The 26,633-nt window shown below is 62.2% G+C and carries 24 protein-coding genes; 15 read left to right on the plus strand and 9 right to left on the minus strand.

Annotated features, from left to right (window positions below):
• Positions 1 to 56: 56 nt before the first annotated feature.
• Positions 57 to 1,397 (minus strand): adenylosuccinate lyase, encoded by a 1,341-nt coding sequence (gene purB, locus ABD919_RS17475; protein WP_345237336.1) that lies wholly within the window; start codon positions 1,395 to 1,397, stop codon positions 57 to 59.
• A gap of 421 nt (positions 1,398 to 1,818) precedes the next feature.
• Between purB and ABD919_RS17480 the strand changes: the two genes are divergently transcribed.
• Positions 1,819 to 3,930, plus strand: coding sequence for a transglycosylase domain-containing protein (locus ABD919_RS17480; RefSeq protein ID WP_345237337.1), 2,112 nt, complete (start codon positions 1,819 to 1,821; stop codon positions 3,928 to 3,930).
• 182 nt (positions 3,931 to 4,112) lie between these two features.
• On the opposite strand, the gene ABD919_RS17485 is transcribed toward ABD919_RS17480, so the two are convergent.
• The 3 genes from ABD919_RS17485 to hemG all read right to left on the minus strand — a co-directional run bounded on the left by ABD919_RS17485 (position 4,113) and on the right by hemG (position 7,355).
• Positions 4,113 to 5,033: a TerC family protein gene (locus ABD919_RS17485; protein WP_345237338.1), complete on the minus strand. Its 921-nt coding sequence runs from the start codon at positions 5,031 to 5,033 to the stop codon at positions 4,113 to 4,115.
• Positions 5,034 to 5,136: 103 nt separating this feature from the next.
• Positions 5,137 to 5,883 carry a polyprenol monophosphomannose synthase gene (locus ABD919_RS17490; protein ID WP_345237339.1) on the minus strand — a complete coding sequence of 249 codons (747 nt, stop codon included), beginning with the start codon at positions 5,881 to 5,883 and terminating at the stop codon, positions 5,137 to 5,139.
• A 104-nt stretch (positions 5,884 to 5,987) separates the two neighbouring features.
• On the minus strand, positions 5,988 to 7,355 hold the full coding sequence (gene hemG / locus ABD919_RS17495) for a protoporphyrinogen oxidase (RefSeq protein ID WP_345237340.1): 1,368 nt from the start codon (positions 7,353 to 7,355) through the stop codon (positions 5,988 to 5,990).
• 116 nt (positions 7,356 to 7,471) lie between these two features.
• On the opposite strand from hemG, the gene ABD919_RS17500 reads away from it, so the two are divergent.
• The gene (locus ABD919_RS17500; protein ID WP_345237341.1) at positions 7,472 to 8,269 is read left to right on the plus strand and encodes a D-glycero-alpha-D-manno-heptose-1,7-bisphosphate 7-phosphatase; all 798 of its coding nucleotides are present in this window, start codon (positions 7,472 to 7,474) and stop codon (positions 8,267 to 8,269) included.
• A 125-nt stretch (positions 8,270 to 8,394) separates the two neighbouring features.
• Here ABD919_RS17500 and ABD919_RS17505 read toward each other — a convergent pair whose 3' ends face one another.
• Entirely contained in the window at positions 8,395 to 8,550 is a 156-nt protein-coding gene (locus ABD919_RS17505) for a hypothetical protein (protein ID WP_345237342.1), read from the minus strand.
• Positions 8,551 to 8,643: 93 nt separating this feature from the next.
• Positions 8,644 to 10,044 carry a type III PLP-dependent enzyme domain-containing protein gene (locus ABD919_RS17510; RefSeq protein WP_345237343.1) on the minus strand — a complete coding sequence of 467 codons (1,401 nt, stop codon included), beginning with the start codon at positions 10,042 to 10,044 and terminating at the stop codon, positions 8,644 to 8,646.
• A gap of 321 nt (positions 10,045 to 10,365) precedes the next feature.
• Here ABD919_RS17510 and ABD919_RS17515 point away from each other — a divergent pair, with 321 nt between their 5' ends.
• Positions 10,366 to 11,349, plus strand: coding sequence for an arginase (locus ABD919_RS17515; protein WP_345237344.1), 984 nt, complete (start codon positions 10,366 to 10,368; stop codon positions 11,347 to 11,349).
• Between the two features lie 46 nt (positions 11,350 to 11,395).
• On the opposite strand, the gene ABD919_RS17520 is transcribed toward ABD919_RS17515, so the two are convergent.
• Positions 11,396 to 12,565: an alpha/beta hydrolase family protein gene (locus ABD919_RS17520; RefSeq protein WP_345237345.1), complete on the minus strand. Its 1,170-nt coding sequence runs from the start codon at positions 12,563 to 12,565 to the stop codon at positions 11,396 to 11,398.
• A 415-nt stretch (positions 12,566 to 12,980) separates the two neighbouring features.
• Between ABD919_RS17520 and ABD919_RS17525 the strand changes: the two genes are divergently transcribed.
• From ABD919_RS17525 to ABD919_RS17560, 8 genes are all read left to right on the plus strand, one after another.
• Positions 12,981 to 14,078, plus strand: coding sequence for an acyltransferase family protein (locus ABD919_RS17525; RefSeq protein WP_345237396.1), 1,098 nt, complete (start codon positions 12,981 to 12,983; stop codon positions 14,076 to 14,078).
• A gap of 106 nt (positions 14,079 to 14,184) precedes the next feature.
• Positions 14,185 to 15,978: an arginine--tRNA ligase gene (gene argS, locus ABD919_RS17530; protein ID WP_345237346.1), complete on the plus strand. Its 1,794-nt coding sequence runs from the start codon at positions 14,185 to 14,187 to the stop codon at positions 15,976 to 15,978.
• 86 nt (positions 15,979 to 16,064) lie between these two features.
• Entirely contained in the window at positions 16,065 to 16,646 is a 582-nt protein-coding gene (locus ABD919_RS17535; protein ID WP_345237347.1) for an LOG family protein, read from the plus strand.
• 63 nt (positions 16,647 to 16,709) lie between these two features.
• The gene (locus ABD919_RS17540; RefSeq protein ID WP_345237348.1) at positions 16,710 to 17,309 is read left to right on the plus strand and encodes a glutathione peroxidase; all 600 of its coding nucleotides are present in this window, start codon (positions 16,710 to 16,712) and stop codon (positions 17,307 to 17,309) included.
• 109 nt (positions 17,310 to 17,418) lie between these two features.
• A complete protein-coding gene (locus ABD919_RS17545; RefSeq protein ID WP_345237349.1) occupies positions 17,419 to 18,315 on the plus strand; it encodes a 1,4-dihydroxy-2-naphthoate polyprenyltransferase in 897 nt (298 codons plus the stop codon).
• A 199-nt stretch (positions 18,316 to 18,514) separates the two neighbouring features.
• Positions 18,515 to 18,922 (plus strand): hypothetical protein, encoded by a 408-nt coding sequence (locus ABD919_RS17550; RefSeq protein WP_345237350.1) that lies wholly within the window; start codon positions 18,515 to 18,517, stop codon positions 18,920 to 18,922.
• A gap of 160 nt (positions 18,923 to 19,082) precedes the next feature.
• On the plus strand, positions 19,083 to 19,679 hold the full coding sequence (locus tag ABD919_RS17555) for a hypothetical protein (RefSeq protein ID WP_345237351.1): 597 nt from the start codon (positions 19,083 to 19,085) through the stop codon (positions 19,677 to 19,679).
• A gap of 103 nt (positions 19,680 to 19,782) precedes the next feature.
• Positions 19,783 to 21,324, plus strand: coding sequence for a hypothetical protein (locus ABD919_RS17560; RefSeq protein WP_345237352.1), 1,542 nt, complete (start codon positions 19,783 to 19,785; stop codon positions 21,322 to 21,324).
• 96 nt (positions 21,325 to 21,420) lie between these two features.
• Here ABD919_RS17560 and ABD919_RS17565 read toward each other — a convergent pair whose 3' ends face one another.
• Positions 21,421 to 21,795 carry an alpha/beta hydrolase family protein gene (locus ABD919_RS17565; protein WP_345237353.1) on the minus strand — a complete coding sequence of 125 codons (375 nt, stop codon included), beginning with the start codon at positions 21,793 to 21,795 and terminating at the stop codon, positions 21,421 to 21,423.
• A 28-nt stretch (positions 21,796 to 21,823) separates the two neighbouring features.
• Between ABD919_RS17565 and ABD919_RS17570 the strand changes: the two genes are divergently transcribed.
• Complete coding sequence (locus ABD919_RS17570) at positions 21,824 to 22,039, plus strand: UbiA prenyltransferase family protein (RefSeq protein WP_345237354.1); 216 nt, start codon at positions 21,824 to 21,826, stop codon at positions 22,037 to 22,039.
• A 45-nt stretch (positions 22,040 to 22,084) separates the two neighbouring features.
• On the plus strand, positions 22,085 to 22,465 hold the full coding sequence (locus ABD919_RS17575) for a hypothetical protein (protein WP_345237356.1): 381 nt from the start codon (positions 22,085 to 22,087) through the stop codon (positions 22,463 to 22,465).
• A gap of 72 nt (positions 22,466 to 22,537) precedes the next feature.
• Here the strand turns inward: ABD919_RS17575 and ABD919_RS17580 are convergent, their stop codons facing one another.
• Complete coding sequence (locus ABD919_RS17580) at positions 22,538 to 24,244, minus strand: DEAD/DEAH box helicase (RefSeq protein WP_345237357.1); 1,707 nt, start codon at positions 24,242 to 24,244, stop codon at positions 22,538 to 22,540.
• Positions 24,245 to 24,500: 256 nt separating this feature from the next.
• Here ABD919_RS17580 and ABD919_RS17585 point away from each other — a divergent pair, with 256 nt between their 5' ends.
• Together ABD919_RS17585 and ABD919_RS17590 are read left to right on the plus strand one after the other, a co-directional pair.
• Positions 24,501 to 25,241 (plus strand): class I SAM-dependent methyltransferase, encoded by a 741-nt coding sequence (locus tag ABD919_RS17585; protein ID WP_345237358.1) that lies wholly within the window; start codon positions 24,501 to 24,503, stop codon positions 25,239 to 25,241.
• 226 nt (positions 25,242 to 25,467) lie between these two features.
• The gene (locus ABD919_RS17590; RefSeq protein ID WP_345237359.1) at positions 25,468 to 26,607 is read left to right on the plus strand and encodes a CaiB/BaiF CoA transferase family protein; all 1,140 of its coding nucleotides are present in this window, start codon (positions 25,468 to 25,470) and stop codon (positions 26,605 to 26,607) included.
• Positions 26,608 to 26,633 lie beyond the last annotated feature (26 nt).

The following is a 26,633-nucleotide window of genomic DNA, read 5'->3' on the forward strand; positions in this document are numbered from 1 at the left end:
CGGTGGTCAGCCCGCGGTGCCCGGCTCGTGGTTCCGGGGCACAGAGGCGGATTCCGTTAGCGTCCTACGTAGCTGGCCGGCGTCAGGGCGCGCAGCTCGGCCTTTACTTCCTCGCCCACCTGCAGCTCGTCGACGAAGGTGGCGATGGTGCTGGCCGAAATGGCCTCGCCGGTGCGGGTCAGGGCCTTCAGGGCGTTGTAGGGGTCGGGGTAGGCTTCGCGGCGCAGAATGGTTTGGATGCCCTCGGCCACCACAGCCCAGTTGGCTTCCAGGTCGCGGCTGAGGGCACTTTCGTCGAGGGCCAGCTTGCCCAGGCCGCGCTGCAGGGCCCCCAGGGCAATGAGGATGTGGCCCAGCGGGGCGCCCAGGTTGCGCAGCACGGTGGAGTCGGTGAGGTCGCGCTGCAGGCGGGAGATGGGCAGCTTGGCGGCAAAATGCTCCAGCAGGGCATTGGCCACGCCCAGGTTGCCCTCGGCATTCTCAAAGTCGATGGGGTTGACCTTGTGGGGCATGGCCGAGGAGCCCACCTCGCCGGCTTTGATGGTTTGCTTGAAGTAGCCCAGGGAGATGTACTGCCACACGTCGCGGGCCAAGTCCATGAGGATGGTGTTGAGGCGTTTCAGGGCGTCGCAGTGGGCGGCCAGGTGGTCGTAGTGCTCAATCTGGGTGGTGGGGAAGGAGCGGTGCAGGCCCAGGCGCTCGTTCACGAAGGAGTTGGCGAAGCCGTGCCAGTCTACCTGCGGATACGCTGCGTGGTGGGCGTTGAAGTTGCCGGTGGCTCCGCCGAACTTCGCCCCAAAGGGCACCTGGGCCAGCAAGGCTACCTGGGCGTCGAGCCGGGCCACAAACACTTCGATTTCCTTGCCCAGGCGGGTGGGGGAGGCCGGCTGCCCGTGGGTACGGGCCAGCATGGGCACGGCTGCCCACTGCTGGGCCTGGCCGGCCAGGGCGTTGCGCACCTGGGCATAAGCCGGCAGCAGCACCTGCATGAGCCCATCGCGGAAGCTCATGGGAATGGCCGTGTTGTTGACGTCCTGCGAGGTAAGGCCGAAGTGAATGAACTCCACAAACCGGCCCAGCCCCAGCGCCTGAAACTGGTCGCGCAGGAAGTACTCCACGGCCTTCACGTCGTGGTTGGTCACGGCCTCGTGGGCCTTAATGGCCTCGGCCTGGGCTTCGCTGAAGTTGACGTACAGCTGACGCAGGGGCAGAAACGTGTCGGCCGGTACGTCCTGCAGCTGGGGCAGCGGCAGCTCCGCCAGGGCGATGAAGTATTCCACTTCCACCAGCACGCGGTAGCGCATCAGGGCCATTTCCGAGAAGTAGGAAGCCAGGGGCGCCGTAGCGCGGTGATAGCGCCCGTCCAGGGGCGAGAGGGCGGTGAGGGGGCTAAGCATGAAGCAAAGGTAGGCTGAGGAGGTGATGAGGTGATTTTAGTGAGGAGGTGATGAAGGGATGAAGGGATGAGGTGAAGATGTAATAGAGTGAGGAGGTGCGGAAGTAGAAAAAAGAACGTCATGCTGAACGAAGTGAAGCATCTCTACCACGAGAGTAACTCCATTCGAATGGATTACTTCCCCTGGCAAGATTCTTAGCCTGCGCCTTCGGCTCCGCTCAGCATGACGTTCTTCTTTCTACTTCCGCACTTCCTCACTTCCTCACTTCATCCCTTCATCACCTCATCACCTCCTCACTAAAATCACCCCATCACTTCCTCACTTCATCCCCTCATTTCCAAATAAGCACGGCAACGAATGTGGCGCCCCACCCGTTTTTCCTACCTTTGGTGCCGACCAACCGGTCATCTAATTCATTTCCGTGCGCATTTCTCCTTCCACCAAACGAATACTGCTAGGCGTCCTGGGGGGGCTGGTCCTGCTACTGGTGGTGGCCTTTGCCATCTTTCAGTGGAAGCGGCAGCAGCTGCTCACGTATGCGCTGGGAGAGATAAAAACCCGGGTTGAGCGCAAGTATCCCGTGCTGCTGACACTGGGCCCGGCCCGGTTCACGGCCCTCAACACCGTCGAGATTCAGGGGCTGACGGTAGTGCCCCGCGAGGCCCCCACCGATACGCTGCTCACGGCCCGGCGCATGCTGGCCAGCCTGAGCGTGCGCTCGCTGTTTGCGGGCCGCCCCGTATTCAGCGGGCTGGAGATTGTGACGGCCCGCCTCACGGCCCGCAAAACACCCGATGGTGACAACTTCGGCTTCCTGCTGAAAAAAGACAAGGCGGCTCCGAAGGTCGCCGTAGACACCACCAAAGGCACCAACTACGGCCTGCTGCTGAATCAGCTGCTCGAAGCCGGCTTCGACAATGTGCCCGACGAGGCCAGCTTCCGCGATTTTGTGGTGAGCTACACCGGCCTTACCCACCGGGCTCTGTTGCGCATGCCGGGCCTTACCATCGACGACGGCGACATCAAGGGCCGCCTTTCGGCCAATGTCGACTCGGAGGTAAACGAGCTGGGCATTAGCGGGCACATCGAGCCCGACGACTATGCCGTGGACGTGAAGCTGTTTGGCGTGGGCGGCTCGGTGCAGCTACCCTATATTCCGCAGCGCTTCGGCGCCCTGGTGAGCTTCGACACCGTGCAGGTGCGGCTTACCGAAAGAGACTTTGAGAAAGACGACACCGGCGGGCGCCTCACCCTGCGCGGCTCCCTGGCTGCCCGCAACTTCAGCCTCTACCACCCCAAGCTGGCCGACAGCGAGATTGAGGTGCGCGAGGGCGCACTCAACTTCGTGGCTACCCTGGGCCGGGGCACGGCTGCGCTGGAAAATGGCAGCGAGCTGGTGGTCAACAAAGTCACCTTCTACCCCCAAATCAGCGTGCGCCTCAAGCCCAGCCGGGCCGTGCGCATCAAAGTGGAGTCGGCCGAAACCCCCGCCAACGACTTTTTCGCCTCCCTGCCCACGGGCATCTTCTCGGTGCTGCAGGGCACGAAGGGCACCGGCACGCTGAAGTACCAGATGAGCGGCAGCGTCGACCTGGCCCAGGTCGACAGCCTCAGGTTCGACTCCAGCCTCAAAGGCAAGAACTTTCGCATCACCAGCTTCGGCGAAGAAGACCTCAACAAGCTCAACACCGACTTCAGCTATACGGCTTACAACGACAAGGGCGACTCCATCCGGGCTTTCACCGTGGGGCCATCCAACCCCGACTTCGTGCCCTACAACGACGTGTCGCCTTACCTGAAAAGCGCCATCACCACGGCCGAAGACCCGCGCTTTTTCACCCACAAGGGCTTTATGGAAAAGGCTTTTGTGATGTCGGCCATTCAGAACATCAAGGAGAAGCGCTTTGCCCGCGGCGGCAGCACGCTGAGCATGCAGCTGGTGAAAAACGTATTTCTCACCCGCCAAAAAACCGTGGCCCGCAAGGTAGAGGAGGCGCTGATAGTCTGGATTATCGAAAACACCCGCCTGGTGAGCAAGCAGCGCATGTTTGAGGTCTACCTCAACATCATTGAGTGGGGGCCCAGCAAGTACCGCTGGCCTAGTGGCAAGCGCGGCGTGTACGGCGTGAAGGATGCGGCCCTGTTCTACTACGGCAAGCGCCCCGACGAGCTGAACCTGGCCGAGAGCCTGTACCTGGCCAGCATCATTCCCAAGCCCAAGTACGCCCGCGAGTCGTTCGACATGTACGGCGACCTGCGCCGCAGCACGCGCTACTTCTTCCGGCTCATCGCCGACCTCATGGAAAAGCGCGGCCTGATTTCCAACGGCGAACGCGACAACCTGCCCTATGCCCTCAACCTGAACGGCCCGGCCCGGGGCTACATGCACTTTGCACCGCGCCCGGATACGACGCGCGCCGCCCCGGCCGACAGCAGCATGTACGAGCCCATCAACCTGATTGACCTGCTCAACACCGGGGCCGGCAACGACGCCGGAGCCAACGTGGGCGCCCCGCCTATCGGGCCGCGCTAGGCGGGCAGCCGCCGCCTCCGGGCACCCTGCTGAAGGAGCTGGCCCCAGGCGCTAACCGTGGTTGACGCATGATGATAAAGCAAGGGCCCTGAAGCACAGCTTCGGGGCCCTTGCTCTTTTGAAAAGCTACTGCAACACAAGAAAGGCGGCAGAAGGCCGGGCTACAAAGCTGCGGGTGCCGGCTAGGGCTGCTTTTTTGGCCACACCAGCGAGGCCAGCACGCTCAGCACCAGGATGCCGCCCACCACACCCAGGGCAATGGGCATGGGAATGGGAAACACGTGCTCCAGCAGAATCTTGCTCCCGATAAACACCAGAATCAGGGCCAGGCCCAGGTGCAGGTAGTGAAACAGGCGCATGAGGCTGGCCAGGGCGAAGTACATGGCCCGCAGGCCCAGCAGGGCAAACACATTGGAGGTGTACACCACGAAGGTGTCGCGGGTGATGGCCAGAATGGCAGGGATGGAGTCGGCCGCAAACACCACGTCGGTGGTTTCCACCATCACCAGCACCACAAACAGGGGCGTGGCGAAGCGCAGGCCTTCTTTCTTAACGAAGAACTTGCCGCCTTCCAGGTTACGGGTGATGGGCAGGTGCCGGCTCAGAAAGCGCACCACGGGGTTGTTTTCCGGGTCAATTTCGGGCTCGTCGCCGCTCAGGCCCATCTTGACGCCGGTGTACACCAGGAAGGCACCCAGCAGGTACACCAGGAAGTGGAACTTGGCCAGCAGCGCCCCGCCCACGAGAATGAACACCGCCCGCAGGACCAGGGCCCCCAGCACGCCCCAGAACAGGATGCGGTGCTGGTACTGCCCAGGTACCTTAAAGTAGTTGAAGATGAGCAGAAACACGAACAGGTTGTCGACGCTCAGGGCCTTTTCCACGAGGTAGCCCGTCAGCCACTCCAGGGCCTGCTGCTTGCCCATGGTGAAGTACACCGCTACGTTGAAGCTCAGCGAGAGCAGCACCCAGAATACGCTCCAGCCCAGGGCCTCGCGCAGCTTTATCTCGTGGGCCTTGCGGTTGAACACCAGCAGGTCGACCAGCAGCAGCACCACGACGAAGGCGTTGAAGGCAATCCAGAAAAGCGGGGAGTTTTCCATGGGGCTTGCAGCTGCCAGCTATAAGCCGTTAGCTGGTTTGATGGTGTCCTGATAGCGTGGTTTCTGCTCCAACGGGAAGCCAACGGCCATCAGTCAGCAGCTATCAGCTGGGGTTGGCTGCGCGCTTAATCGGGTGCATCCAGCTGTTAATCTTCATCTGCAGCACGCCGAAAAATGCTTCTTCTACGATGCCCTTCGACATTTTGGATGCCCCCCGGGTACGGTCGGTGAAGATAATCGGCACTTCCTTCACCTGAAAGCCCATCTTGTAGGCCGTCCACTTCATCTCAATCTGGAAGGCATAGCCCACAAAGCGAATCCGGCTCAGGTCCATGGCCTGCAGCACCCGGGCCGTGTAGCACTTAAAGCCCGCCGTAGCGTCGCGGATGGGCATGCCGGTAATCAGGCGCACGTACCAGGAGGCGAAGTACGACATCAGCACCCGGCTCATGGGCCAGTTCACCACGTTGACGCCCTCGATGTAGCGCGAGCCAATGGCCAGGTCGTTGCCGTCGCGGGCGCAGGAGTCGTGCAGACGCAGCAGGTCTTCGGGGTTGTGCGAGAAGTCGGCGTCCATCTCGAAGATGTACTGGTAGCCCCGGGCCAGGGCCCAGCGGAAACCGTGGATGTAGGCCGTGCCCAGGCCCTGCTTGCCCTGGCGCTCTTCCAGAAACAGCCGGCCGGGAAATTCGGCCAGCAGGCCGCGCACAATGGCTGCGGTACCATCCGGCGAGCCGTCGTCGATAATCAGCACGTCGAAAGCCCGCGGCAACGAGAAAACCTTGCGGATAATCAGCTCCGCATTCTCACGCTCGTTGTAGGTTGGAATTAAGACCAGGCCTTCGCTCATAGGTCAAAGATAGAGGCTGACGCCGGGCAAATGCTGCGCAGAATACAGAATGAAGAACGAAGAACAAGGAATTGTTCTGGTTCACAACGCACTTCTTTCCCCATTCAGGCCAGGGCTTCGGCGCTGCGGCGGGCGTGGCGCAGGCAGTCGGGCACCCCTACGCCGGCCCGCCAGCTGGCCACGGCCACGATGTTGTGAGCCTGCAGGGCATCGGCGGCGGCGTGCGCCGCCACAATGTGCTGGTCGAACTGCGGAATGCCGCGCGGCCAGAAGTAGCGGGTCTGCCAGCGGGGCCCGGCCGTGATGCCGTACAGGCGGCTGAGCTCGGCGTGCACGGCGGCTTTCTGGATTTCCTCCGGCTGGCGGGCGGCTTCCTCATACTGGCTGCCGCCCACGAAGGTGGTAAACAGCACCTGCCCGGCCGGCACCCGGCTAGGGTAGATGCTGCTGGTCCAGATGGAGCCGGCGGCGTAGGCGCCTTCCACCTTGGGGTGCAGGGCCCCGAAGCCGTTGAGCGGGTGAGCCACGGCGGCCCGGTCGTAGGCCGAGTACAGCACGCTCATGGGCGGGTAGCGCACCGCCGCCAGGGCTGCCGCCGCCTCCGGAAACAGCGGCTGCAGCAGCGGGGCCGCCGCGTAGGCGGGCAGGGCCAGGGCTAAGTGGGTGTATTTTTCAGTGAACAGTGAATCGTTAGCAGTGAGCAGTGTTTTTTCCTCACTGTTCACTACTAACTGTTCACTGTTAACTGTTAACTGATAACTACCATCTTGCCGGCGTTCCACTGCCGCTACAGCCCTGCCGGCGTGATAATTCGTAAGCTTGGCCGCCAGCGTATCGGTGATGACTTGCACGCCGCCCTGCAAGGATACAATGCGGCGGCGGGTGGCGCCCTTGCTGGTTTTCATCAGGCCGCGCAGCAGGGAGCCGTGCTCCTGCTCCAGGGCCACCAGCTGCGGGAAGGTTTTGTGGATGAGCAGCTGCTCGGGGTCGCCGGCGTAGATGCCGGCCATGAAGGGGTTGACGGCATAGTCGACGATTTCGGGGCCGAAGCGGCGGCGGAAAAACTGGGCCACGGTTTCCTGCTCGTTGCGCGGGCCGGCTTTCCTGAGCATTTCGCCCAGCACCTGCCCCTTGGCTTTCCAGCTGAAAAAGCTGCTTTTGAGCAGGGCGGGCGGCGAGCCGGGCAGCTGCCGGTACTGCCCGCCGCGCAGCACGTAGCGGTGCTGGCTCACGGCGGCCGTGTCCTGAAGCTGGTCGCTCAGGCCCAGGTCGCCCAGCAGCTCGGCCAGCTCGGCGCTGAGCTGCAGCGAATTTGGGCCCGATTCGAGCAGGTAGCCGGGCAAGTGCTGGCTGAGGAAGTTGCCACCCGGCCGGCTGTCGGCCTCGAACAGGTCGTAGGCCACGCCGCTTTTTTGCAGGTACCAGGCAAGGGTAAGGCCGGCGATGCCGCCGCCGATAATGGCTACTTTCATGGGCAACGCCAGCGTTGAGCCGGCGACTGGTGAAACGAAACGGGCCGGTGCCAGGCCGAGGCAGCGGAGCGGGGGCAAAGGTCGGCACCAGGGCCTGTTCCCGTAGCTTTGCCGCGATGAAACCAACCAACAAAGCCGTATTCCTCGACCGCGACGGCGTGCTGAATGAAGAAATCGGCACTTACGTGTGGGAGCCCGAGAAATTCATCATCTGCCCCGGCGTGCCCGAAAGCCTGACCCGGCTAAAAGCGGCCGGCTACCGGCTCATCGTCGTGACGAACCAGGCAGGCATCGCCAAAAAGCTTTACACAGCCGCCGAGGTGCAGGCCTGCCACGCCAAGCTGCAGGCTGCCTGCGGCGGCATCATCGATGCCCTGTACTTTGCCGATGCCCACCCCAGCGTGAGCGAGTCCATCCTGCGCAAGCCTGATTCCGGCATGCTGGAAAAAGCCATTGCCCGGTTTGATTTGGACGTGGCGCAGTGCTGGATTGTGGGCGACCGGCTGCGCGACATGGAAGCCGGCGCCAAAGTGGACGTGCGGGGGATATTGGTGGGGCACCAAACCGGCCCAGTGGAGTTTGCGCCCTATGTTCAGAATTTGCAGGCGGCGACGGATGTTATTTTGGCTGAAGCCGAAGCACCTTTATTGCTTGCTTGGAGAATGTATCCCGAACCAAATGGGACAGGCTATCACGCAGAGGATTTAGATACAGAGGAGAAGGTTCAACACCTATTTGACTATTGCCAGGTACTAGAAGCATCAATACTTGATGAAGGGTGGCAGTTTTTACTCCAGCATTATGGTATTGAAAGGCTTTATCAGATAAATAAAAAAAGTGGTTGGCATGATGCGGACGATGTTAAAGAATACCAGTCGTTTTTACCAAACCATCTTTTCAGCGAGCTTGAATAGTTCTCTAACGAAGCAGTAGAGATGCTTCGCTACGCTCAGCATGACGTTCTTCTCTGTTGTTCAAACAAGAAAGGCCGGCCTCCCTTACGGAAAGCCGGCCTTTAAACTGTAGCTGAAAGCAAAACCTACTGGCGCTCCACCGTTTGGGCGTTGCTGGCGGTAATGGGCGAGGAAACGCGGTTGGCTTCCTTGGTGCTGGTGTAGGCAGGGCACTTCTGACGGTTGCACGAGCCCAGGGCGAGGGCGGCCACACCGGCGGCCAGCAATACGAGCTTTTTCATACTATAAAGAAAACGGGTGGATGATGACACAGTTAGGCTTCAAAGATAAGCAAGTGCGAATTCATTCTCACCATGAAGCCGGGGAAATTATAATTATTCCTGGTAACCCAGAATCCGCATCATGCTCTCGGCCGACTGCTTGGGCGCAAAAACGCGGTCGACCAGGGTGCCGTCTTCGGCGCGGTCGAGGATGACGTGCTTGGGCGCCGGAATCAGGCAGTGCTTGATGCCGCCGTAGCCGCTCAGGCTTTCCTGGTAGGCGCCGGTGTGGAAGAAGCCCACGTACAGCGGCTGCTCATCGGTGGGCTTGCGCTCGGGCAGGAATACCTGGTAGATGTGCTTTTCGGCGTTGTAGTAGTCCTGGGAGTCGCAGGTGAGGCCGCCGAGCTGCAGCTTCTTGTAGGGCTTCTGCCAGCCGTTCACGGCCAGCATGATGAAGCGCTGGTTCAGGGCCCAGGTGTCGGGCAGGTTGGTGATGAAGGAGCCGTCAATCATGTACCACAGCTCCTTGTCGTTCTGCAGCTTCTCGTCGAGGATGGAGTAGAGCGTCACGCCGCTTTCGCCCACGGTGAAGATGCCGAACTCGGTGAAGATGTTGGGCTCGGGCACGCCTTCTTCCTTGCAGATGCGCTGAATGGTGCGCAGAATCTCGGCCACCATGTAGGGGTAGTCGTACTCGGGCTGAATGGAGGTTTGAATGGGGAAGCCGCCGCCGATGTCGATGGTGCTCAGGGTGGGGCACACCTTGCGCAGCTCGCAGTACTTGTGCACAAAGCGGCTCAGCTCCGACCAGTAGTAGCTGGTATCCTTGATGCCGGTGTTGATGAAGTAGTGCAGCATGGTGAGCGTGAAGCGCGGGTCGTCCTTAATCTTCTGCTCGTAGAGCGGAATGACGTCGGCGTAGCGCACGCCCAGGCGCGAGGTGTAGAACTGGAAGCGCGGCTCCTCGTCGGAGGCCAGGCGCATGCCCATGTTCACCTTTTCCTTCACGTGGTCGTGGTAGTAGGCAATCTCGTTGGGCGAGTCGATGATGGGCATGCAGTTCACAAATCCGTCGTTGATGAGCTCGGCGATGTCGCGCTTGTACTCCTCGGGCTTGAAGCCGTTGCAGATGATGTGCTTCTGCTTGTCGACCTTGCCCTGGGCGTGCAGGTTGCGGATGATGCTGATGTCGAACCAGGACGAGGTTTCGAGGTGAATGTCGTTTTTCAGGGCTTCCTCCAGCACGAAGCGGAAGTGCGAGGACTTGGTGCAGTAGGCATAGGAATAGGAGCCCTGGTAGCCGGTTTGCTCGATGGCGTCGGCAAACCACTTTTTGGCCCGCTGAATCTGGGAGCTGATTTTGGGCAAGTACGTGAGGCGCAGGGGGGTGCCGTGCTTTTCAATCAGCGCCATCAGGTCGATACCGTGGAAGCGCAGCTCGTGGTCCTGCACGGTAAAGTCGGCCGTAGGAAAGTCAAACGTTTGGGAAATCAGGTCGTGATAGGTATCCATTGACGGAAGGGTGTAGCAAAAACGGCGGGAAAATCCGACCTTTACGGCGGCGAAGGCCAAAAGTACCGCCAACCCGGGAGAAATGTTCCCCGCGGTCGCGGCTTTGACCCCGCCCATCCCTCGCATCGTGATGGTGGACTAAGCGACTTGGCTACAATGGGGCGGCGCCCCGGCGAAAGGCAGCGCTCGAAGGAAAGGTTTTAGTTGTCAGTTGCTAGTTGTCAGTTGTTAGCTTGTTCTAGCAGCCTGACAACTGACAACTAGCAACTGACAACTGCCTTAGAACGATGCCGCCCATTTCCTTACCCCAATTCCCACCCGATGAAACGCATCAAACTTCTGGAAGTACGCTCCGAGCTGGGGGCCGGCACCCGCGGCGCCAGCATGGGCATCGACGCCCTGCGCGTGGCCTGCCTCAACAAAGGGTCCGACTACTTCCGCCGCTTTAACTCGGTGGTGGTGCCGGATTTGAACCACGTGCTGTTCGACCGCAACCACTTCCTCTACGCCAAGCACATCGACTCCATCTACACCGTGCAGAAGGCCATTGCCAATGCCGTGGAGCAAACCCTGCGCTTCGGCGAGTTTCCGCTGGTGCTGGCCGGCGACCATTCCAACGCCAACGCCACCATTGCCGGCATCAAGGCCACCTACCCGCACAAAACCCTAGGCGTGGTCTGGATTGACGCCCACGCCGACATCCACTCGCCCTACACCACGCCCAGCGGCAACGTACACGGCATGCCCATGGCCATGGCCCTGAGCCAGGACAACCTGGACTGCCAGCGCAACCAGCCCGACCCCGAAACCGAGTTCTTCTGGCGCCGCCTGCAGAACCTGGGCGAAGCCGGCCCCAAGCTCAAGCCCGAGCACTTGGTGTACGTGGTGGTGCGCGACACCGAGGAGCAGGAAGACGAGCTGATTGACCGCCTGGGCATCAAAAACTTCAAGCTCGACGAGTTCCTCGACAAAGGGCCCCGGCAGGTGGCCCGCGAGATTTACGAGCAGCTGCGCTTCTGCGACCTGGTGTACGTGTCGTTCGACGTGGACTCGCTGGACTCACGCTTCAGCAAAGGCACCGGCACCCCGGTCGAAGCCGGCCTGAACGTGCGCGAAGCCATTTCCCTCTGCCGCCACCTGCTCGACAACGACCGGGTGGTGTGCTTCGAGATGGTGGAAATCAACCCCACGCTCGACAGCGAGAATACCATGGCCAAAAATGCCTTCGACATTCTGGAAGCCGCCACCGAGGCCATTGAGGAGCGGCTGCGCATGGACGAGGTGATTGGAAGAGGGGAGAAGTAGCCCCACCCCCGGCCCCTCCCCCGCGGGGGAGGGGCCGGGGGTGGGGCTAAAACCGGCTGATAAACGCATACGCCCCCAGCGTGTAAGCCGCCGCCGAGGAGAAGTGGTTGCCGCCCTGAATGGGCCGCAGCTCGACCTGGGTGGCGCCGCGGTTCTGCATGGCCTCGTAGGCATCCTGGGAGTTGAAGTAGGGCACGTAGTCGTCGGCGGTGCCGTGGAACAGGGCCAGCGGCGCCTGGGGCTTCCAGTCGTAGAGGTCGTTGGCGGCCAGGGCCGCAGCCAAGGGTGCATCGTTATTATTCAGCACTGCTTGGCGGAAGCTGGGCGCAAACAGCTGGCTTTGCTGGCTGGGCACGGCCGCGAAAGGGTTGGCTTGCAGGCGCGTGGCGTAGGGCTCCTGGAAGTAGAAGCTAAATGGCCGCTTCAGGCTGTAGAGCCGGTCGTAGGTGCGCAGCACCCACACGTAGGAACTCAGGAAGTTCAGCGGCTGCGTGGCCTGCAGGATGTGGCGGGCGAAGGCCGACTTGTGGTAGGCCCCGGCGCCGGGGGCGCTGGCTGTAACGGGCAGGGCGTCGGCATACTTTTCTTCGAGCAGCTTGTGCAGGGCCATGGTGGCGTAGCCGCCCTCGGAGTAGCCCAGCAGGAAGTTCTTCTGGTTGAGGGCCACTTTCTGCTGCTGGCAGAACTCGCGCGTAGCCCGCAGCATGTCGGCCGAGGCCGAGGCCAGGGAGGCGGCGTGCTCGTAGGGGTGGGGCAGGTTTTTGGAGGCGCCGTAGCCGATGTAGTCGGGCGCCGACACCACGTAGCCCGTCGAAGCCAGGATGCTTACCACCGACCACACGTCGGTGCCGCTGGCGTAGTAGGAGGGCGCCTGGGTTTCGCTGCTGGGCGCAATGGTGCCGTGCTGGTAGCTGATAACCGACAGGGGCTCCATCGTCTGAGGCACAAGCACCGCCCCGGAAGCCGTGATTTCGGCACCCTCGGGCGTGCGGGTGCGGTAGGTGAGACGGTACACCTTGAGGGAGTGGCGCACCAGGCTGCCCACCAGCGGCACGCCGGGGGCACGGCCGGCCAGCGTAGCCGGGCTGTACTCGCCAATCAGGGTGCTGCCGGTGAGGGCCGGGGCCGGAACGGCGGCTTCGGTAGCGGGCTCGGGCTCCCGGCCCTGACAGGCCGGGGTAGAAAAAAGAGTGGCGGCCAGCCATAGCAGGCGCAAATTTGCTGCCCTGGAAAACTTGGATAATGACACGGAGACGGAGCTTTTGTGAGTAGGTAGAATCTACAAAACACCGTCGCCAAGTCCGGACGTTCCGCACGGCGCAAATTGCTGGCAGCGCCTGCTCGTACCCGCGCAAGCCTGTCAGCATAGTGGCGCCCGAGCAAAGAGCAGCCTTCCCTATTTCGTATTTATTGCGCGTTGGTCGATTATATATGGAGGTAAGTCGGAATTATGCTTTGAGTGCTACTCAGGCTCGTTACATTTGCGGTTCCGCTTACTTGAGTACTATTTCGTGTCCTCGCACTATTCCACTTCTGCAGCCCACTTTTCAGGGTCGGTAACCGCCCCCGCAAAAGCCCAATCCCCAACTGCCCGCCGGGTATTTTTTCCCAACCTGAACTGACTACGGTTTCTGGCCGTGCTGTTGGTCATCGTTGACCACGTCGAGGGGTTCCGCTTCGACTTCGGCCTGTCCAGCTTCTGGGGAAATCCGGCCGTGCCCATGCTGGGACAGCTGGGTGTCACGCTATTTTTTGTGCTTAGCGGCTTTCTTATCACCTACCTGCTGCTAGAAGAAAAGGAAAAGCTGGGCGAAATCAAGTTCGGGGCGTTTTACCTGCGCCGCGTGCTGCGCATCTGGCCGCTGTACTACGTGGTGGTTATCCTGGGGCTGTTTGTATTTCCCCATCTCGACTTCTTTTTCTTTCCCCACCAAACGCCGCTGGTAAGCCAGAGCCTGGGCATGAAAACGGCGCTTTACGCCTTTATCCTGCCCAACGTAGCCAAGGAGCTGTACCCGGCCGTGCCTTACCTGTCGCAAGCCTGGTCCATTGGGGTAGAAGAGCAGTTCTACATCATCTGGCCGGTGCTGGTGCATTTCTCGCGCAGCTACCTGCGCAACTTCGTGCTGCTGGCCGGCGGCGTGTTTGTGGTCGCGCAGCTGAGCTGGGCCCTCACCACCCCGCAACGCCACATCCTGCCCATTAACGAGGTCACCGACTTTATTAAGAACTTCCTGTTCTTCTTCCGCATTCAGTGCATGGCCATCGGCGGCATTTTCGCCCTGGTGCTGCTGCGCAATTGGACCGGTATTCTGAGCGTGCTGACTTCCCGCCTGGTGCAAGCCGCCGCCTGGACCCTGACCCTGGCCCTGATTGTGCGCGGCCAAACCATCCCCTACGCTACCCACGAGATGTACAGCGTGCTGTTCGGCGTCCTGGTGCTGAACCTGGCCCAGACCGACACCTCGGTAGTAAGCCTGCGGCACAAGTGGCTGGACTACTTGGGCCGCATCTCCTACGGTCTGTACATGCTGCACGGCATTGCTGTGGTGGTAGGCATCCGGGTGGCCAGCCTGCTGGTAGCCGATGCCAGCCCGGCCCACCACCTGCTGACTTTCCTGGTGGCCGTGGTGGTTTCCATCCTGCTGGCCGCGCTTTCCTACCACTACCTGGAAACCCCTTTCCTGACCATCAAGAAGCGCTTTGCCCGCATTCAGAGCGGTTCGTAGTGGCTGAGAGCAGCCCAGAGCTTATGCAGGGCTGCAGGGTAGATGAGAATCTGTGTTGTTGGATTGGACCTGTTGGGCGGGGCCGGCCCAGCCGTACCTTTGCCCCGTGCAACAGTTAGAACAAGCCCTCAAAACCGCCCTGCAAACCGCCGCCCAGGCCGTTTTCGGCGTTGAAGTCCCCACCGCCAGCCTCACGCTGCAGCCCACCCGCAAGGAGTTTGCCGGCAGCTTTACCCTGGTTACGTTTCCCCTCACCAAAGCCCTGGGCAAAGGCCCCGAGCAGATTGGCCAGGCCCTAGGCGAGTGGCTCAAGGTCAACGAGCCGCGCGTGAGCGGCTACAACGTGGTGAAAGGCTTCCTCAACCTGGAAATTGCCGATGCCCAGTGGCTGCAGCTGTTTCAGCAGGTGCTGGCCCAGCCCGCCGGTGCCCCCGTCGCGGTGGGCGGCCCCCAGCGCGTGGTAGTGGAGTACTCCTCGCCCAACACCAACAAGCCCCTGCACCTGGGCCACCTGCGCAACAACTTCCTGGGCTACTCCGTGGCCGAAATCCTCAAAGCCACCGGCGCCACGGTTACCAAGGCCAACCTGGTCAACGACCGCGGCATTCACATCTGCAAGTCCATGCTGGCCTACCAGCGCTTCGGGCACGGCGAGACGCCCCAGGAAGCGGGCATGAAGGGCGACCACCTCATCGGCAAGTACTACGTGCTGTTCGACAAGCACTACCGCGAGGAAGTAAAGCAGCTTGAAGCCGAAGGCGTGGCTACCGACATAGCCAAGAAAAAAGCTCCTTTGATAACCGCCGCCCAGGAAATGCTGCAGCTCTGGGAGGCCGGCGACGAACAAGTAGTTGGCCTGTGGAAGCTGATGAACGGCTGGGTGTACGAAGGCTTTGACGAAACCTACCGCACCATCGGCGTCGACTTCGACCAGTACTACTACGAGTCAGAAACCTACCTGCTGGGCAAGGCCCGGGTAGAAGAAGGGCTGGAAAAAGGCGTATTCTTCCGCAAGGACGACGGCTCCGTATGGGTCGACCTCACCGCCGAGGGCCTCGACGAGAAGCTGCTGCTGCGCGCCGATGGCACCAGCGTGTACATCACCCAGGACTTGGGCACGGCCGAGCTCAAGTACGAGCAGTTCGGCTACGACTCCAGCATCTACGTCATCGGCGATGAGCAGAACTACCACATGCAAGTGCTGCAGGCCGCACTCAAAAAGCTGGGCAAGCCCTACGCCGAGGCCATTCACCACCTCAGCTACGGCATGGTGGACTTGCCCTCGGGCCGCATGAAAAGCCGCGAAGGCACCGTAGTGGATGCCGACGAGCTGGTGCGCGAAGTGGTGGACGCCGCCCGCGCCGCCACCCTGGAAAAAGGCAAAACCGAAGGCCTCAGCGAGGCCGAGCTGGAGCAGCTCTACCATATGCTGGGCCTGGGCGCCCTCAAGTACTACCTGCTCAAGGTCGACCCCAAGAAGCGCATGCTCTTCAACCCCGAAGAGTCGGTAAGCCTGGAAGGCCACACCGGGCCGTTCATTCAGTATTCGCACGCCCGTATCGCCGCCATCCGGCGCAAAGCCGCCGAGATGGGCATAGCCGAAACCTTCGACGCCGCGGCCATCTCCGCCCTGCACGAAACCGAAGCCGAGCTGGTTCAGCTGCTGGCCGCTTACCCGGCCCTGCTGGCCGAAGCGGCCCGGCAGCTCTCTCCCTCGGTTATGGGGCAGTACGCCTACGACCTGGCCAAGGCCTACAACCGCTTCTATGTGGCCGTGCCCATCTTCGCCGAAACCAACGAAGCCCAGCGCAGCCTGCGCCTGGCCCTCTCGGCCCGGGTAGGGGAGATGATTAAGGTGAGCATGGGCCTGCTGGGCATCCAGGTGCCCGAGCGCATGTAGCGCGGACTCTGCGGTCCGCGCGAGAACTACCTGGCCGAGCCAACCACGCGCGGACTCGCAGAGTCCACGCTACTTATCACTAACCTATGCAAAGCATTGCCGTGTACTGCGGCTCCAGCTCCGGAGCCAATCCCATTTATACCGAGCAGGCCCAGGCCCTGGGCGCGGCCCTGGCTGCCCGGGGCCTCACGCTGGTGTACGGCGGAGGCCGGGTGGGCCTGATGGGTACCATTGCCGATGCGGTGCTGGCCCACGGTGGCGCCGTGGTGGGCGTCATCCCCGACTTTCTGGCCAACAAGGAGCTGGCCCACACCGGCTGCACCGAGCTGCACGTGGTGAAGTCCATGCACGAGCGCAAGCTGCTCATGGCCGAGCGCGCCGATGCCTTCATTGCCATGCCCGGCGGCTACGGCACCCTCGAAGAGCTGTTTGAGGTGCTGACCTGGGGGCAGCTGGGCCTGCACCACAAGCCCATTGGCCTGCTCAACGTGGCCGGCTACTACGACCACCTGCTGCTGGCCCTCGACCGCATGCAGGCCGACGCCCTGCTGCGCCCCGAAAACCGCGCCCAGCTGCTGCAGGATGCCAGCCCCGAAGGCCTGCTGGCCAAGCTGGCCGCCTGGCGCCCGGTGCAGGTAGAGAAATGGCTGACGCCGCCCACTACCTAAGCCGGAAGCCGAAGAAAACCTGGGTCCGTATGTAGCGGTTGTCTTCAACGCTCTCTTCGTTTCATGAAAAAGTCTTTTGCTCTTCTTTCGCTGGGTGCCGCCGCGGCTGTGGCCGTGGCCTGCTCCCAAAACACCGCTAACAACCAACCCATGACCGACAACACCGAAAACGCCCAAACCGCAGCCACCGGCTCCGTACACGACTTTACCGTGCAGTCCATCGACGGCAAGAGCGTCAGCCTGAGTCAGTACAAAGGCAAAAAGCTGCTCATCGTCAACACCGCCTCGGAGTGCGGCTACACCCCGCAGTACAAGGAGCTGGAGGAGCTCTACAAAAAGCACGGCGACAAGGTGACCGTGCTGGGCTTCCCGGCCAACGACTTCGGTGCCCAGGAGCCGGGCTCCAACCAGGACATTGCCACCTTCTGCGAGAAAAACTACGGCGTCACCTTTCCGCTGTTCAGCAAGATTACGGTGAAGGGCGACGAGACGGCTCCCCTCTACAAGTTCCTGTCGGACAAGTCGAAAAACGGCAGCGTGGGCGAAGCCCCCAACTGGAATTTCTGCAAGTACCTGGTCGACGAGCAGGGCAAGGTAGTGAAGTTCTACAGCTCCAAAGTAACGCCCCTCAGCACCGAGCTGGTAGGGGATATTATGAAGTAGTTAGTTGTCAGTTGCTCGTTGTCAGTTGTCAGAATCGTGCTGACGACTGACAACATCTGCTGTATCAGAACAAGCTGACAACTGACAACTATCAACTGACAACTAAAAAATGTCTCCCTGGATTTCCGCTTTCCGCCCCCGCACGCTGCCGCTGGCGCTGGCCAGCATCCTCACCGGCGGCTTCCTGGCGGCTGCGGCCGGGCAGTTCAACGGCCCGGTGGTGGCTCTGGCAGCGCTTACTACCGTGCTGCTGCAGGTGTTGAGCAACCTGGCCAACGACTATGGCGACTCGCAGAACGGGGCCGACAGCGTGCACCGGCAGGGGCCGCAGCGGGCCGTGCAGAGCGGCGCCATCAGCCCGGCCCAGATGAAGCGGGCCATGTACCTTTTTGGCGCCTTGTCGCTGCTCAGCGGCCTCACGCTGCTGTGGGTAGCGCTGGGTACCGAGCGGCTGGTCTGGGCGCTGGGCTTCCTGGTGCTGGGCCTGGCTGCCATCTGGGCGGCCGTGAACTACACCGCCGGCGACAAGCCCTACGGCTACGCCGGCCTGGGCGACATTTCGGTGTTTGTCTTTTTCGGCCTGGTAGGCGTGTGCGGCAGCTACTTCCTGCAAACTCTCACCTTGCCAATGGCTGTGCTGCTGCCCGCCGCCGCCCTGGGCTGCTTTGCTACGGCGGTGCTCAATGTCAACAACATCCGCGACATCAGCTCCGATGTGCTAGCGGGCAAAATCACCATTCCCGTACGCCTCGGAGGGGCTAATGCCCGGCGCTACCACTGGCTGCTGCTGCTGTTCGGGCTGGGCTGTGCCACGGTTTATGTGGCACTCAACTATCGCTCGCCCTGGCAGTGGCTGTTTGTAGGGGCCGCACCCTTGTTTCTCTTCAATGCCCGGCAGGTGTGGCAGCGGCAGGAAGCCATGCAGCTCGACCCCCTGCTGAAGCAGATGGCTTTGAGCACGCTGGTGTTTACGCTGCTGTTTGGAATTGGGCAGGTGCTAGGGTAAGTTATGAGGCTCGCGGCGCCGCTTAGCCGGTAGCGTAGTTGTCGAAATTAAGTGTATAATTGCCAGTGACTTTAATGCTGGTCGTTGGGCGTGTGCGGCAGCGTTGAAGTGGACATAATGTTTCACTTCTACTTGAATCTGTTGGCCAGGCCTGCGAATTCGACTAGGAAATAATCCGTGAGAATTTCGCAAGCTACCTATGGAGAACACCCTTACCCAACAATCCATCATCTCGGAAGAGGCGACCTTACCGACCGGCCCCAACGAGCAGCAGGCGCTGCAGGCCATGTACAACTTCGCCGCCCAGCACATGGCTGCCGGCAAAAACAACCTGCAGATTCACGGCCTGCTGGTAGAGCAGGGCATGAGTAGTGCCGCGGCCGAAGAAGTGGTTACCGAGCTGCGGATGGAGTTTCATGCCATTCGTCAGGCGGAGGCCCGCAAAGACATGCTGCACGGCGGGCTGTGGCTGGGCGGGGGCCTGCTCGTTACCATCATTACCTATTCCCTGGCTTCCGATGGCGGCTCCTACGTCATGACCTGGGGCGCCATTATCTTCGGCGGCTATCAGTTCCTGAAAGGCCTGGTAAAGTCGGTCAGTAAGTAGGGTTTTACAGCGCTTCCAGACCAAGGAAGGCGAGGTAAAGGCCCCGAAGTAGGTCACTTCGGGGCTTTTTGCTGCCCAGGCTTGCGGCTGCGCCCGATGCGGCTGTCCATTGGTCAGGGCCGACGCTTATTTTTCGGGCTACTGATAAACTGCTCTCCTCATGCGTCTTTACGGTTTGTTGATTCTGGCCTTGGCCCTGATGAGCGGTGCGGCGCCTGATAGTCCGCCGCAGGTAATCTGCCTGCTGCCTTTTGCCGGCATCACCCCGGCCCAGACCAAGGCCGTGGAGCAGGCGGTAGCTGCGTTTTACGGCTTGCCGGTAGCCGTGCTGCCGCCGGAAGAGCTGCCGGCTTCGGCCTTATGCCCGGTGCGGCGCCGGCCCCGCGCTGCCGTGGTGCTCGACAGCCTGCATGCCCGCTTTCCCAGCACGCCCCAGGCCCGCACCAAGGTGCTGGCCTTAACCACCGAGGACATTGAGCTGGAAGACCCGCCTCAAAAGCCGCACTGGGGCGTGTTTGGACTGGCCAACCGGGTGGGCGGCAACGAGTGCATTGCCTCCACCTTCCGCCTGGGCCCAGGCCGCACCGACCGCCTTATCAAAGTGTGCCTGCACGAGCTGGGCCACACCCTGCACCTGCCGCACTGCACCTCTGCCTCCGCCAGCTGCCTGATGCGCGATGCCGGCGGCAAGGTGGCCACCGTCGATGCGGAAAAAGAATACCTCTGCGAGGCCTGCCGGGCCAAGCTACGCTGGTAGCAAAGAAGCGCTACCAAAGAGGTGCCGACAATACCGGGCCGGCTCGCGGCGTTGACAAAGCTCAACAAACGCCGGCCGCAGCCCCGGTTCTGGCTACACTCTTATGGGAAAGGCTTTTCATCTCTTGTGCCTGCTGGCCAGCCTGGCCGTTGTGGCCTGTACCACGCAGCCTCAGCCCCTGGAAGCCAAGGCTGAAGTCGGTCCGGCGGGTGAGTTCGGCCCTGCCGACAGCCTGGTGTATTCGCCGCGCATCATGCAGCAGCTGCGGCACGTAGTGGATTCGCTAAACCTCCGGCATAAGGTGTGCGGGCCGCCCCCACAGCTCCGCAGCTTTCGCCAGGGCCGGGGGCATTATGTGATGATGGATAAAAACGTGGGGCGGGCCCTGCGGGCACTGCAGCAAGGCATGCTTCCCGATACCTTTCTGGCCCGCTTCCAGCCTTCGCAGGTACAAAGAGACCTGCTCATTATCAGCCATGACGAGCAGTGGAAAGAGCCCGACGGGCGGCCCAATGCGCGCACAATGTACCGCGGCATCCCACTCAGCAACCAGTGGAGCTGCTTTCTGGATATCCCCGGCCCCGCTCGGGCCCAGCCGACGGAACAAGGGCGCTGGGTGATAAAGTACCAGCCGCGCACGTCGTACTCGCCGGCTTCGCTGGAGGCCATTTACTTCCCCGAGGCGCTAACCCAGCAGGAGCTGCCCGCCCAATACGCCCGCCTGGTGCAGTATGCCGACTGCCTGATTGACACAACCCTGATTTATACCCGCAGCGCCCTGCGCGTCCGTCGGTACGACCAGAATCAGCCAAAAGCTGAAATGGCTTTCATGGAGTTTGCGCACCAGCAAACGCTCTGTCCCGGGTACCGCGCCGCCGAGACCTACAGTGAGCCGGAGTACAACTGTTACCGCCGGGCCCGGGAGCAGTGGGACTCGCTCCGGCTGCCGCGCGTGGACGCGCTGGCAAAAACCCGGCAGTTCAAAGCCCTGCTGCTACAGGCCGTGGCCGATACCAACACCATGGGGGCCAGCAGCGAAGAGTTTGAGGAGTACGTGGCCCGGTATTACTCGCCCCGAAAAGCCCTGGAGCTGAAGCGCGGCCGCCGGGTAGTAGGGGGCTGCAGCAGGGACGACAGCCCGCGCCGGCACGCTCTGGGCATTGCCCGCCTCTCGGCCGAAACCATGAGCTGGCCAACGTTTCTGCGGGCCCACCTCGACATTATGAACGACCGGTTCTCGCGCGTGTCCGATGGGGGCTATGCCCAGGCCCGGCGCCAGACCTACCTGCGCGAGCTGGAAGAGCTCAACATCAACGTGCCCCACCTGATGCTGGGCATTGGGCTGAGCGTCGTCGACCCACCCAAAAACCACTACAGCGGCGACGTAGCCCGCCTGGGCCGCGCCCTGGCCGAAACCCGCCAGCCCCGGGAAGTGGAACGCCAGCTGCTGGCGCTGGTAACCGACCAGCGCCTGGACCCTTACAACCGGGTGCGGGCCTACTATCTGTTTCTGCATTACATCAACAACCTGCCGGACCAGGCTACCCGGCGAAAAAACGTTGACCGCCTCAACGCGGCCGTGCAGCAGCTGCCCGCTTATCTGATAGCCAACGCCACCGTGAAGCCGGAAGAGCCAGGAAATTAGCCGGCCTTTACCAGCGCTCCGACTACGCCTGCGGCTCCGCAGATTCCAGTTGAGCCTGGCATGCCAAATGATTTGTAGACAGCGTGTTTCCAGATATTATTCCGCAAGCTGGCTTAGTAGGAAAGCCTGTAGCGCCTGCTGAAAATCGGTGGAATAAGCGAACTGCTTGCGGGAGCCCGGGTGGCAGCGCGGCGCCAGCTGAAAGCTGTGGTCGGCGCCGGTAATGGTTTGGTAGCGCACCAGGGGTGGGAGAGTAGCGCCCAGCACCTCGTGCAGCCGGGCCTCGGTCCAGCGGGCATCCACCAGCTCGTCTTCCTCGCCTACCAGCAGCAGCAGCGGGCGCTGCACGCCGCGCAGGTCGGCTGCGGGGTCGTAGCGGCGAATGCGGCGCAGCTGGGCCCACTGCGGGCGCAGGGGCAGCAGCCAGGTTAGTGTAAAGGCGCGTCGGGTCTGGTGCCTGGGCGGTGCCAATGCCCGGCGCTACCACTGGCTGCTGCTGGTGTTCGGCCTGGGCTGCGCCACTGTTTACGTGGTGCTCAACTACTATTCGCCCTGGCAGTGGCTGTTTCTGGCCACCGGGCCCCTACTGCTGTTCAACGCCGTGCAGGTCAGCAAGCGCCGGGAAGCCATGCAGCTCGACCCCCTGCTCAAGCAGATGGCCCTGAGCACCCTGGTGTTTACCGCGCTATTTGGGCTAGGGGAGGTACTGGGATAAGTGGAGCTGATGCCCAGGCTCGTATTAGTGCGTAAACTTGCCTGAATGGAAGAACTCAAAACCTTGGCGGAAAAAGTACGGTCTTCTTTGAAACTGAAATATGATGCGAATTCAGTTCAATTTATTGAAGGCTTCATCGAGCGTAACAAGCTGGAGTTTGAAGAAGCAGACTGGCCGGGGTTGATTAATTCCTGTGGGGCTTTCCTAGGCCAATGCATCATTGAAAACTACGGCGGAAGCTGGGCGCAGGAAGAGGATGGACAAATTACCGTGGCGTTTGACGAGCGGAACAAGGTGTTCCCCTTCGCCACGGTGAGCAAGCAGTTCGCAAATGGACTCGAGGATTCCATCTTTAGCTTCTACACCGTGATACCCATCGTATTTAAGCTGGCACCCAAGCCCCGGAAGAAATGGTGGCAGTTCTAGTGTTTCTCAGCTGCCAGATGGATTGAAAAAGGGCTGCCGATATCGGCAGCCCTTTTTCAATCCATCTGGCAACTATTCTGTTGCGGTAGGCGCTGGGGAGCTGCCGGCCGATTCTCCTTCCGGGCGCGGCCCGCGGCCTTTGCCGCGGTTGCGACCGCCACGGCTGCGGCGGCGCTCACCCTCGGCGCGGGGCTCGCGGGCTTCGCCTTCGGGACGGGGTTCCCGGGGCGGGCGGGCTTCCCCTTCCGGGCGGGGCTCGCGCGGAAGGGGCTCACGCGGCGGCCGGTTTTCGCCTTCCGGGCGGGGGCGGCGCTCCCGGCGCTCCTCGCCTTCGGGGCGGGGTGGGCGCTGGTAGGGCACGGCCGGGGCCTGGCCGGCGTCGAGGGCTGCCAGGGCGTTTTTGGCGTTGGCTACGCGCTCCAGGTACTTGGGGTCTTTGGGGTCGGGAGCGTCGCGGCGGGGCGGGCGGCCACCGTCGCGGCCTCCCTCCCGGCCGCCCCGGCCGCCTTCGCGGCGCGGGCCGCGGTCGCCTTCGGCACGAGGGCCCCGGTCGCGGCCACCGCCACCACCTTGCCCGCCCCGGCCGGGCCGGCCGCCGATTTTACCACCCAGGCCGGCAAAGCGCTTGGGGTCGTACTCGGGCGCTTCGCCCAGGCCCAGCTCCTCGGTGATTTTCTGCTTTTCAATCTCGCGCTCGATGAGGCGCTCGATTTTCTGCACCCGGTCCTGGTCCTGGTCGCTGATAAAGGTGATGGCCGTGCCTTTGGTGGCAGCTCTGGCAGTACGACCAATCCGGTGCACGTAGTCCTCGGCTGCTCTCGGGATGTCATAATTGACCACGTGGCTCAGCGAGTCGATGTCGATGCCGCGGCTGAGCACGTCGGTGGCTACCAGCACCGGGAACTGCTTGTTTTTGAAGGCGCGCATGATTTCCTCGCGCTCTTCCTGGGTGCGGTCGGAGCTGATGCCGCGGGCCTCGATGCCCAGCTTGTTTACGGCCCGCACGATGCCGCCCACGGCAGCTTTCTGGCTCGTGAACAGCACCATGCTCTGCACGTCCTGGGTTTTGATGATGTGCTCGAGCAGGTAGATTTTCTGGCGGTCGTACGCCATGTAAAACTGCTGGTCTATGCCGGCGGCGGGCTTGCTCACGGCCAGGCGGATTTCCTCGGGCTGGTTGAGAATCTGCTGCGAGAACTCCCGGATTTTGTTGGGCATGGTAGCCGAGAACAGCAGCGTCTGCCGCTGCTTGGGCAGCTGACGCACAATGTTCAGGATGTCGTCGGAGAAGCCCATGTCCATCATCTTGTCGGCTTCATCCAGCACCAGGTACTTGATTTGGTCGAACTTGACGTAGCCCATCTGCAGGTGGGCGATGAGGCGGCCGGGGGTGGCGATGATGATGTCGGCCCCCGAGGTGAGGGCGCGCTTCTGCTGCTCCCAGTTCTCGCTTTTGCCACCGCCGTAGATGGCGATGCTGCTGGCTTCCACGTAGTAGCCGAAGCCCATTACCTGCTCGTCAATCTGGGTGGCCAGCTCGCGGGTGGGCACCAGAATGAGGGTGGTGGTGTGCCCGTGCTTGGCGTGGGAAATCTTGTCGAGCAGGGGCAGCAGGTAGGCGGCGGTTTTGCCGGTGCCGGTCTGGGCGCAGGCAATCAGGTCTTTGCCTTCGAGAATTTTGGGGATGGCCTGCTCCTGAATCGGGGTGGCCTGCTGGTAGTTCATGGCATCCACGCCGGCCAGAAGGTCATCGTGGAGTTGGAATTCGTGAAACGTCAAGGTTCAGCTTATTTGAGTGAGGAAAGTGAGGCTGACCTTGATTTCGTGGCCAGCAAACCGCTTGATTTGGGGTAAAGATAGGGCGGAGAGGTTTCTGGTTGCCGGTTGCTGGTTCCCGGTTTCTTGTTAGTGGTTGCCCGAGCCCGTCCGGCGCTGGTCTCCGATTGTGGAAACGTTTTTCGTAACTATGCCGCCAAGCCGGTATCCATTGTCTACGTCAGAAACCAGCAACCAGAAACCAGAAACAAGCAACCCCATGCCCCTCGACCGTTTCTCCGCGCAAGCCGAGCTGTATGCCCGCTACCGCATCGATTACCCCGCTGAGCTATACGACTGGCTGCTGCCGTTGGTGAGCGGGCGGGAGCGGGCCTGGGACTGCGCCACCGGCAACGGGCAGGTGGCCCTGGTGCTGGCCGGGCATTTCCAGGAAGTGGACGCCACCGACCTCAGCGTAGCCCAGCTGGACAAGGCCACCCCGCACCCCCACATTACTTACCAGCCCGCCCGCGCCGAGCATACCGGCTTTCCCGCCCAACACTTCGACCTCATCACCGTGGCCCAGGCCGTGCACTGGTTTAATGCCGACGCCTACCACCGCGAGGTGCGCCGCGTGGCCCGGCCCGGCGCCGTGCTGGCCGAGTGGGGCTACAACCTGGTGCAGCTCGACGACGAGCCCCTGGACGAGCTGCTGCGCCGCTTTCACGACGAGCTGCTGCAGGCGTACTGGGACGATAACCGCTGGCACATCACCGACGAGTACAGCCGCATTCCTTTTCCCTGTGCCCGGGTGCAGCGCGCCCACTTCGAGGTGCGGCGCCGCTGGAGCAGCGAGTGGTTTCTCAACTACCTGCGCACCTGGTCGGCAGTGGCCAACTACCGCAAGCAGCACCAGCAGGATGCCGTGCTGCTGATTGCAGACGAGCTGAAGCGGCACTGGGGCGCGGGCGAGCGGGAGGTGAGGTTCCCGGTGTTTGCGCGGGCTGGGCGGCTGGAGTGAGTAAGAACAAAGCTCCCCTCCTCAGATGAGGAGGGGATGTCAAGCCTTCAGGCTTGACTGGGGTGGTTGAACCCGCCAGAACGACACCCGAACGACCATTTTTGAACGGCTCCTTACGACACGCGGGCGCCCCAACCACCCCAGCCGTCGCTGATGCGCCGGCGTCCCCTCCTTGGTAAGGAGGGGAGTTTCGTTCTGCCCTCGACAGGGCGCTGATATTCGTAGTATGAATTACAATCTGCCCTTCACCGGCCTGCGCATCATCGAGCTAGCCTCCGTGCTGGCCGGTCCCCAGGTAGGCCAGTTTTTCGCCGAGCTGGGTGCCGACGTCCTGAAAATTGAAAGCCCGGCCGGCGACGTCACCCGCAGCTGGAAAACCAGCCACGAGCCGACCGATACCGACGTGTCGGCCTACTTCGCCGCTTCCAACTGGGGCAAGCAGGCAGGCGTGCTGAAGCTGACCGAGCCCGCGGACCGCGCCGAGCTGCTGCGCCTGGCCACCGCGGCCGACATCGTGCTGGCCAGCTACAAGCCCGGCGACGCCGAAAAGCTGGGGGCCGACTACGCCACGCTGTCGGCCCACAATCCGCGCCTGATTTACGGCCACCTCACCGGCTACGGCCCCGACATAAACCGCGCCGGCTACGATGCCGTGCTGCAGGCCGAAGCCGGCTTCATGCACCTCAACGCCGCCGGCCCCGGCCAGCCACCCCAGAAAATGCCGGTGGCCATGGTCGACCTGCTGGCGGCCCACCAGCTCAAGCAGGGCCTGCTCACGGCCCTCTACCAGCGGGAGCGTACCGGGCAGGGCACCCTGGTGCAGGTAAGCCTGCTGGAAAGCGCCCTGTCGGCCCTGGCCAACCAGGGCGCTACGTTTCTGGTAACCGGCCACGACCCCCAGCCCCTGGGCTCGGGCCACCCCAGCATCGTACCCTACGGCACCGTGTACACCGCCGCCGACGGGCAGCGCCTGGTGCTGGCCGTGGGCTCCGATGGGCAGTTTCAGCAGCTCTGCGCCGCCCTGCAGCGGGAGGACTGGGCCACTGACCGCCGGTTTCAAACCAATGCCGCCCGGGTGCAGCACCGGCAGGAGCTGGAAGAAATGCTGCAGCAGCGGCTGGTTGAGGTCAGCGGCGCCGCATTGCTGGAAGACCTGCAGCGCCGCAGCGTACCCGCCGGGGCCGTGCGCTCGGTGGGAGAGGCGCTTGGCCACCCCTCGGCCCAGCCGATGCTGCTGCCCCCGGCGGCAGGCTTCGGGCGGGGCGGCTTGCGCACGGTCGCGTTTCACGCGACGGGATGGGCGAGGGTAGGGGGCCTGCCCGCGCCCCCGCTCCTGGGAAAACTTTCGCGGGAGGAAGTATCGTAAGTGCTAAAAGACCTTGCCGCCACGCC

The sequence above is a fragment of the Hymenobacter saemangeumensis genome (assembly GCF_039541835.1).
Taxonomy (GTDB): domain Bacteria; phylum Bacteroidota; class Bacteroidia; order Cytophagales; family Hymenobacteraceae; genus Hymenobacter; species Hymenobacter saemangeumensis.

Coding starts and splice junctions, on each gene's coding strand:
- ABD919_RS17590 (WP_345237359.1), top strand. CDS start 25,468: ATGAATTACAATCTGCCCTTCACCGGCCTGCGCATCATCGAGCTAGCC.
- ABD919_RS17485 (WP_345237338.1), bottom strand. CDS start 5,033: ATGGAAAACTCCCCGCTTTTCTGGATTGCCTTCAACGCCTTCGTCGTG.
- ABD919_RS17555 (WP_345237351.1), top strand. CDS start 19,083: ATGCGTCTTTACGGTTTGTTGATTCTGGCCTTGGCCCTGATGAGCGGT.
- ABD919_RS17560 (WP_345237352.1), top strand. CDS start 19,783: ATGGGAAAGGCTTTTCATCTCTTGTGCCTGCTGGCCAGCCTGGCCGTT.
- hemG (WP_345237340.1), bottom strand. CDS start 7,355: ATGAAAGTAGCCATTATCGGCGGCGGCATCGCCGGCCTTACCCTTGCC.
- ABD919_RS17535 (WP_345237347.1), top strand. CDS start 16,065: ATGCAAAGCATTGCCGTGTACTGCGGCTCCAGCTCCGGAGCCAATCCC.
- ABD919_RS17575 (WP_345237356.1), top strand. CDS start 22,085: ATGGAAGAACTCAAAACCTTGGCGGAAAAAGTACGGTCTTCTTTGAAA.
- ABD919_RS17585 (WP_345237358.1), top strand. CDS start 24,501: ATGCCCCTCGACCGTTTCTCCGCGCAAGCCGAGCTGTATGCCCGCTAC.
- ABD919_RS17540 (WP_345237348.1), top strand. CDS start 16,710: ATGAAAAAGTCTTTTGCTCTTCTTTCGCTGGGTGCCGCCGCGGCTGTG.
- ABD919_RS17505 (WP_345237342.1), bottom strand. CDS start 8,550: ATGAAAAAGCTCGTATTGCTGGCCGCCGGTGTGGCCGCCCTCGCCCTG.
- ABD919_RS17545 (WP_345237349.1), top strand. CDS start 17,419: ATGTCTCCCTGGATTTCCGCTTTCCGCCCCCGCACGCTGCCGCTGGCG.
- ABD919_RS17515 (WP_345237344.1), top strand. CDS start 10,366: ATGAAACGCATCAAACTTCTGGAAGTACGCTCCGAGCTGGGGGCCGGC.
- ABD919_RS17490 (WP_345237339.1), bottom strand. CDS start 5,883: ATGAGCGAAGGCCTGGTCTTAATTCCAACCTACAACGAGCGTGAGAAT.
- ABD919_RS17550 (WP_345237350.1), top strand. CDS start 18,515: ATGGAGAACACCCTTACCCAACAATCCATCATCTCGGAAGAGGCGACC.
- ABD919_RS17510 (WP_345237343.1), bottom strand. CDS start 10,044: ATGGATACCTATCACGACCTGATTTCCCAAACGTTTGACTTTCCTACG.
- purB (WP_345237336.1), bottom strand. CDS start 1,397: ATGCTTAGCCCCCTCACCGCCCTCTCGCCCCTGGACGGGCGCTATCAC.
- ABD919_RS17500 (WP_345237341.1), top strand. CDS start 7,472: ATGAAACCAACCAACAAAGCCGTATTCCTCGACCGCGACGGCGTGCTG.